At 34.9% G+C, this 6,458-nt stretch carries 6 protein-coding genes and 2 pseudogenes; 4 read left to right on the top strand and 4 right to left on the bottom strand.

What is annotated here, in order from left to right:
* The 3 genes and pseudogenes from ACIPNH_RS01460 to ACIPNH_RS01450 all read left to right on the top strand — a co-directional run.
* A pseudogene (locus tag ACIPNH_RS01460) lies at positions 1–708 on the top strand (hypothetical protein); the annotation flags it as partial.
* Positions 668–1,276: a hypothetical protein gene (locus ACIPNH_RS01455; RefSeq protein ID WP_400771220.1), complete on the top strand. Its 609-nt coding sequence runs from the start codon at positions 668–670 to the stop codon at positions 1,274–1,276. The pseudogene ACIPNH_RS01460 and the gene ACIPNH_RS01455, both read left to right, overlap by 41 nt.
* A gap of 228 nt (positions 1,277–1,504) precedes the next feature.
* On the top strand, positions 1,505–1,738 hold the full coding sequence (locus tag ACIPNH_RS01450; RefSeq protein ID WP_400771217.1) for a hypothetical protein: 234 nt from the start codon (positions 1,505–1,507) through the stop codon (positions 1,736–1,738).
* Between the two features lie 343 nt (positions 1,739–2,081).
* On the opposite strand, the gene ACIPNH_RS01445 is transcribed toward ACIPNH_RS01450, so the two are convergent.
* The 4 genes from ACIPNH_RS01445 to ACIPNH_RS01430 are packed head-to-tail and all read right to left on the bottom strand — an operon-like array spanning position 2,082 to position 4,789.
* Positions 2,082–2,567 carry a hypothetical protein gene (locus ACIPNH_RS01445; protein ID WP_400771215.1) on the bottom strand — a complete coding sequence of 162 codons (486 nt, stop codon included), beginning with the start codon at positions 2,565–2,567 and terminating at the stop codon, positions 2,082–2,084.
* A gap of 19 nt (positions 2,568–2,586) precedes the next feature.
* Complete coding sequence (locus ACIPNH_RS01440) at positions 2,587–3,396, bottom strand: AAA family ATPase (RefSeq protein WP_400771212.1); 810 nt, start codon at positions 3,394–3,396, stop codon at positions 2,587–2,589.
* Between the two features lie 34 nt (positions 3,397–3,430).
* A complete protein-coding gene (locus ACIPNH_RS01435; RefSeq protein WP_400771209.1) occupies positions 3,431–4,240 on the bottom strand; it encodes an ATP-binding protein in 810 nt (269 codons plus the stop codon).
* Positions 4,241–4,294: 54 nt separating this feature from the next.
* A complete protein-coding gene (locus ACIPNH_RS01430; protein WP_400771206.1) occupies positions 4,295–4,789 on the bottom strand; it encodes a sigma-70 family RNA polymerase sigma factor in 495 nt (164 codons plus the stop codon).
* Between the two features lie 231 nt (positions 4,790–5,020).
* On the opposite strand from ACIPNH_RS01430, the pseudogene ACIPNH_RS01425 reads away from it, so the two are divergent.
* Positions 5,021–6,394: pseudogene (locus ACIPNH_RS01425) on the top strand (ATP-binding protein); the annotation flags it as partial.
* Positions 6,395–6,458 lie beyond the last annotated feature (64 nt).

Below are 6,458 nucleotides of genomic sequence, written 5' to 3'. Positions count from 1 at the left end.
GAAAGTACAATACAGCAAATATTAAAACAGCATGATCTATTTGAAAATGATAGTTTTGAAAGTCAATTTCAAGAACTCTTTTACTACCAAAATAGTATTTACTTATTTATACGACGTGCTAGTAAAGATGAAGATTTATTAATCAGTTCAAATAAGGTAATACACGGTTATAAACCTAGTAGAATTATTATTGACTTTGCTTTAAATGCTAACCAAGTAAACTTACCTATTCAAAGTTTTGATCAAGGATTAAAAATAGCAAATAGAATAGTAAGCTGTTATTTTCAGCGAGAATGTTCATTTACTAACATGCGCCACCAAAATACAACAGCACAAGTGAGGACTTTTTTGAATGACTGTGTAAAACAACATGTACCTGATATTCACCTATTTGAATTGAAATTTGGTCCATCTAAATCTAAAACTAATCTTACGTTAAACACAGATAATATTGAAGAGTGGTTGCAGAAAATAGAGCCTTCGGTTGGTAGTGTACTGCATGATGTTTCGCTTGTTCAGCATATCAAAGTATTGTTCAAAAGTAAAAAAGTTACTTTATCCTTTCAGACAGACACGCAATACGCAAATTATATAGAAATTGATTACTCAGAATATGTTCTCAATAGAAAAGAACGAGATGATTTTAAGTCTTTAATTAGAGATAGCTATGGAATTACCGTTTTGTCGAAAACACTCTCAAGATATTGATACTATGTTAGTAAATAGGTCCTGGGTAAATCCTAACGAAAACTATATAAAGGCTGCAGAGCATCTCAGTCAGCTTGATTTTGTTAAACTTGAGAAGTATTATTTTGTTATTTGTGCTAATGATTTAGATCTTGATTTTCCAAATATACAAAATCCTTATTGCAAAAATGAGGTTATCATTTCTCATGATTTTGATGAAGATTGTGATGATCTAGCTTGCGAGGATTGTGGTCGTGATATTTTTCCTGATACTTATAAAAAACAGCGTTATCTTGTGCTTTCAATTAAACTTAATACAGAAAAAATTATAAGTTGGTTTGAAAAACTATTAATAGGACTCATATGGGAAAAGGCGGCAAATGGGATATATCATATAAGCTTTAAAAGTAAAATAGTAAGCGTTATTATACCAACTTTATGTACTGATAAGTCATATTTAACTGTAGATAGGTTAAGAGCTAATGTTGCTGTTCTTATAACTTTTGGAAAGGAAGACTTAAAAATATTGTTAAGCCTATACACTGTTTCCATGGCTGATTTAATTTGTGAATATCAAACTCTAAATTAAATACTAAGCGAAGCAGTTGAAAAAGGAGTACCAGAGCTATTACCTAACGTTTCCTTTCAAGCATTCCCTTATGTTCCACTGCAAGAAACAACTCTTCCAGAAAAAAAGATACTGCGATTAAACGTTGAAGGTAATATTATTTATGTTAATGACGTTGAAATTATAGGCAAACAAGCAACTTCAAGCATCCGCATCTTTAGAGTATTACTTAAACAATTTTTGCGTGACTTGGAAGCAGTTAAAGAATATAAATTTCTTAGTATCATTCAAATAGCAGATAGTTTAGGTATTGAAGACCCAGAACAGCAAGTACGCAGACCTCTTAATAGAATGCAAAAAACAATAGCAGAAAAGCTAGCTAGCACCTTGGGACTAAATATAAAACGCGATGATGTTATACAAGCATGTAACTGGTCAGGCTATCGGCTTAATCTATCTACCATTAACTTAAGTGCCAGCTAAGCTCCTTAGTCAATGTTGGACAGAAAACGCAGAAGGATACTTCTTTACAATATACCGATACAATTCTTCAGCGCTTTTTTTGTCACCTGCAACGAAAGTAAAAAATTCAACTACGTCTCCTTTAATTTTAGCTACAATCTCCGGCTCTTTCTCCTGTTGTCTCAACTATTATTTTATCTCCACGTAAATCTCCAATATAAAACTTACTTTTGTAAAACTCACCGCCAGGTAGTAAATGGAGTTTCAATTCTACCAATTACTAACGCTTTTATTTCTTCTAGAGATCTATTCATAAAAGGTGCCCTTCAATAATTTATGATAAAAAAATGATTCTTTTATTCGCTTAGAATGGATCCTTCTGAGTTTCATTCGGAGTAATGATCGTATCAATTCTGTTCCTGTCTCCGTACCTATTATCGGCCTCAATTCCCACTTTTGCCATAAACTCTAGTCCATTTAAATCTGCAATGGAGTTGATTTTTCTAGCAACAACTGCTTTTCCTGAAGTGTCATGTGGATGAATGTTCCGTGCTGACTCCAAAATACTTCTAAGCATAGAACGACCCATTTCTCTCCGAGTATCTTCTCCTTCAACGCTTGCTTTGCCACTTTTAATACCAATTACTTGATAAATCTTACGTTTTGTATATGGACCTTCAGTGACCGTAAATTCAGCGTTTAAATAGATGCTGCCAGTAGTATAGCTTTTAGTGAACCAATTTTCATAACCTCCAGGCTTAATAGCCATTTTGACTTTTACCGTTGTACCTTTAGGTATTAAATTACTTTGCGACTTTGCAGTGTTAAAATCAGTTAAATCTTGTAACATATATTATCTCCTATAAAAATTAACTATTCCATTTATCCACAAGTTGCCAATGGCCATTTAGTTTATCGACAAGCTTACTTGGCACACGTTCACCATTACGCAACTCAAATACTATTTGACGGACAGTGCTTCCTTCATCTTGACTGAACATCACCATTCCTGTAGTGTAGAGGCCCCTTAAGGACCCAGCACCGCTTAAACCTTGAAATGGATCTTCTTCTAACATTTTTTTGGATAATTTTTTTGTATGATGGGTAAGTACTACGCTGGCATCTGGATTAATAACATTTCTCAGTTTTTCAAGTGTTTTTTGCAAGAAGAATAGCATAGCGCTGTTGTCATTTTCGTTGCCATATTCACTTGAGTTAAAGATATTACGAAGAGGATCAATCGCAATAATATCAGGTTTAAAACGCTCTTTAACAGTATTTTTGATTTCATCTATTTCTTCACTACTAAGCGATAATTGCACTCTTGGCGTGATAATTAAGTTATTGGCAGCTATATCCAAAAGTTCCTTATCAAGTTGAAGCTGTTGCAAACGTTCCTTCATATAGTCATACTCAATTTCAGTTTGCATGTAGAAGATCTTCAAAGGTCTACTTGGCATCATACCAAGAAATGATCTACCAGCAGCCATGTGGACAAGCCAAGAGATCAAAAGGTCGCTTTTACCGATTTTAGGTGGGCCACCAAATACCAATAAGCCTCTCTTGGTTAAAATTCTTGGGGAAACAATGTCTTCTGGTATTGGCGATTGATCATCCAAGTATTCTTTTACACTGAAAAAGGGAATTTTTTGAGTAATGGTGAAAAAGTCTTGTAACATACATAACCTCTAAAAGTTAACTTTGAGTAGAAATTTAAGCAGCAGTAGCAAAAGCCTTAGCTTTAATTTTCGCAAGTAAATTACCCAGATGCGGTTCTTCAATCATATTGAGGCAGCCACTGCGATCTTTAGCAGGGTATCCCCAAGTATTAATAGTCTGACAGACAAATGAACGTCTCTCTGTACCATCATCTTTCTTGATTCCAACCATACTGATTACTTCATCAACGATCCCTGGAATTTCACTGGCAGTTTTAGCCCCTTCACATTGAGGTAGCCAAATTGAACGATTACAGTCATCGAGATATTGACCTAGTGTGCCAACTGTGATGATGTCTTTATCTCGAATATGTTGAAACTGATTGAGCCAGGCCATCATTTCTTGAGCAAGTAATCCATAGGCAGCTCTTTTGTCTTCTTTTCCCGATCTATCAGAAAAACACTCAGGTTGCATTCTTGCCCATAAAAGACATAAACGTGATGCAACAGTTATACTATCAATGAAAATACATCGATATTTAGAAACTTCAGAAAGAAGATCTTTGTACTTGCCAGATACATGCTCATAGTGTCTTTGACTATATGCTTGATCAGGTTTTAATGCAGGATTAGGACCACCAATTAGGCAAGCAATGTCTCTGGCCTCATTCCAAGTGCGAATCTCAGTTGAATCTCCTTTCCAGTCTTGTACAGCTAGAAGTCCTGCTTCAAAATCAAGGCAAAGTGTTGTTGATTCATCGAGGGTTTTGAGCAGACTGGTTTTGCCGATTCCATAAGGTCCAAAGATTACTACCTTCACACCTGTGATCAGTTTTGCTCTTTCTTTGCTGTTTATTATTTTCATGCTTTTACCTTAATTTGCCACTATATATAAATTCACCAAATTTCAAAAAACTGTTCAATTTTTCTTATGCTTTTTTCCGTAAACAGGTGCAAATTTAGATCGCATTTTCTTGAGAATGTTGTACAAAGTAGTCCGTGACATATTGTTCGTGTCTGCAACTTCAGCAATGCTGTGGTGTTTTAATTGTTCACATAAAACTTGCCACTTCTTTGGTAATTTTGAAATAATTTGCTCAACATCAATACGTAGTATCGCTTCATCTTCAAAACAGTAACTTTCCTGTTGCACATTATTTTCAAGTTTAGGATTAGTACGTGAGTGTTTACGGACTAGATTATTAATACGATTTTTAACAACTTGCTTAGCAAAAGTTGAAAGACTGCCCTTAGTTTTATCATACTGATCTATGCATGAAAGAAACTCACAGAAGAGGTCCTGTTCTATGTCTTCAATATCTTGATCAGTAAGCGACTTATAATGTTTTGCGCAAAATTTTATTAAATTAACAACTTTAGGATCAATACCTGAATAAGAGTTTCGAGATTTCATAAGATGTATCCTTAAATGCAAGACTTAAGGATGAAACTTTCTTAGTAAATATTGTAGGACATGAAAAAAATACCTCAGACAATCGTGAGTTTTTTACCCTCTGAAAGTCTAGAATCTTTTTTCAAACCTCAGACACTCAAAACTTTGATCAGACAATGCACCTATGAACTGAACAGTTTTTGTAAATCCGGTGAATATATAGAACAAGATTTTCAACTTACAGGTGATTTCATGAATAATGTTCAAGAACTTAAAGAACGACTTCTATTAAACCTAAGATCTTGTCTTTTGTACTTGCTACCTAACGGAACTTTTCGTGGTGATAAGTTTTATGTAGGCAATATACAAGGTGATAAAGGCAAGAGTCTGGTAGTAGAATTAAGTGGCAGTGAAGCTGGCCTATGGCATGATTTTGCAACAGGAGAAGGTGGTGATATTATCGACCTTTGGGCGGGAGTAAATAGAAAAAGTACAAGAATAGAGTTTCCTGAAGTAATGGCTTCTATAGCTGAGTGGCTTGGTCATTTCAAAAATTCAAGTAATCCAACTGCATATTGGGATTATTACGATGAAAAAGGCCAAGCTCTTGTTAGAGTCTATCGTTATGATGAAGGTAATGGAAAGCGATATCTTCCTTTTGATATTAAAAAATCCGACTTTGGTACGCCAGAGATAAGACCACTCTATAATATCCCAGGTATTTTGAAGTCCGATAAAGTTATTCTTGTTGAGGGAGAAAAATGTGCAGAAGCGCTGATAAAACAAGGTATTACAGCAACAACAGCGATGTCTGGAGCAAATGCACCTATTGAGAAAACTGATTGGACTCCGCTAAAAGGTAAACATATTATTATATGGCCAGACAATGATGAAGCAGGTAATAAATACGCAAAAAATGCTGAAGAAAAGCTTTTAGAAATCGGAGTTGAATCACTTGTTGTTCTTAATATTCCACAAAATAAACAAAAAGGCTGGGATGCTGCTGATTGTGTAGAGGAAGGTATAGATGTCAAAGAGTTTTTAGCTTCAACTCCATGTATAAATTTACCTGCTACTGATATTCTAACTACTGATACTTCAAATATGAAAAGCTTAGAAAGACCCATAAAACAGCCACTTAATATTTTAGATTGGAGTGCAGAGCGTTTTGTAGGTCCAGTACCAGAGCAAAAATTTCTTGTTGAAGGAATATTTCCTTTGGGCGTTACTTCAATAGTTGCTGCTATGGGAGACACAGGAAAAGGAATGCTGCTACTTGATTTGGCTCTCAAAGTTGTAAATGATACAGATCAAATATGTGGTTTTGGTTCGCTTGTGACTGAACATGGATCAGTGGTAGTCTTTTTAGCAGAAGATGATGCAGGTGAAGTACATCGCCGCTTAGAGGGACTTGACCCTAAATGTGAAAGATTAAAATATAAAGACAAACTATTTATTGTACCACTGCCAAACGTCAGAGGATCACTTACAATACTAAGAAACGTTCGTGGTAAAGTTGTTGAAGTTTCTCCTGAATTCGAATCTATAATAAAACAGCTCGAGGAAATTAAAGATCTGAAATTGATAGTATTTGATCCACTTGCTTCATTTATCCATGCAGATATATAGCTCTTTTCATAGAAGTCCGGATGTGATAAGATAAGGATAGAAGATGATAAGGAGGTTGAGT

This window comes from Wolbachia endosymbiont of Drosophila barbarae (assembly GCF_044752445.1).
Lineage (GTDB): Bacteria > Pseudomonadota > Alphaproteobacteria > Rickettsiales > Anaplasmataceae > Wolbachia > Wolbachia pipientis.
The sequence above is the reverse complement of the archived record's forward strand: the minus strand, read 5'-3'. Positions and strand labels throughout refer to the sequence as shown.

Bases quoted from the DNA above. Each gene is read 5' to 3' on its own strand.
- ACIPNH_RS01445 (WP_400771215.1), bottom strand. From the start codon at position 2,567: ATGTTACAAGATTTAACTGATTTTAACACTGCAAAGTCGCAAAGTAAT.
- ACIPNH_RS01455 (WP_400771220.1), top strand. From the start codon at position 668: ATGGAATTACCGTTTTGTCGAAAACACTCTCAAGATATTGATACTATG.
- ACIPNH_RS01430 (WP_400771206.1), bottom strand. From the start codon at position 4,789: ATGAAATCTCGAAACTCTTATTCAGGTATTGATCCTAAAGTTGTTAAT.
- ACIPNH_RS01440 (WP_400771212.1), bottom strand. From the start codon at position 3,396: ATGTTACAAGACTTTTTCACCATTACTCAAAAAATTCCCTTTTTCAGT.
- ACIPNH_RS01435 (WP_400771209.1), bottom strand. From the start codon at position 4,240: ATGAAAATAATAAACAGCAAAGAAAGAGCAAAACTGATCACAGGTGTG.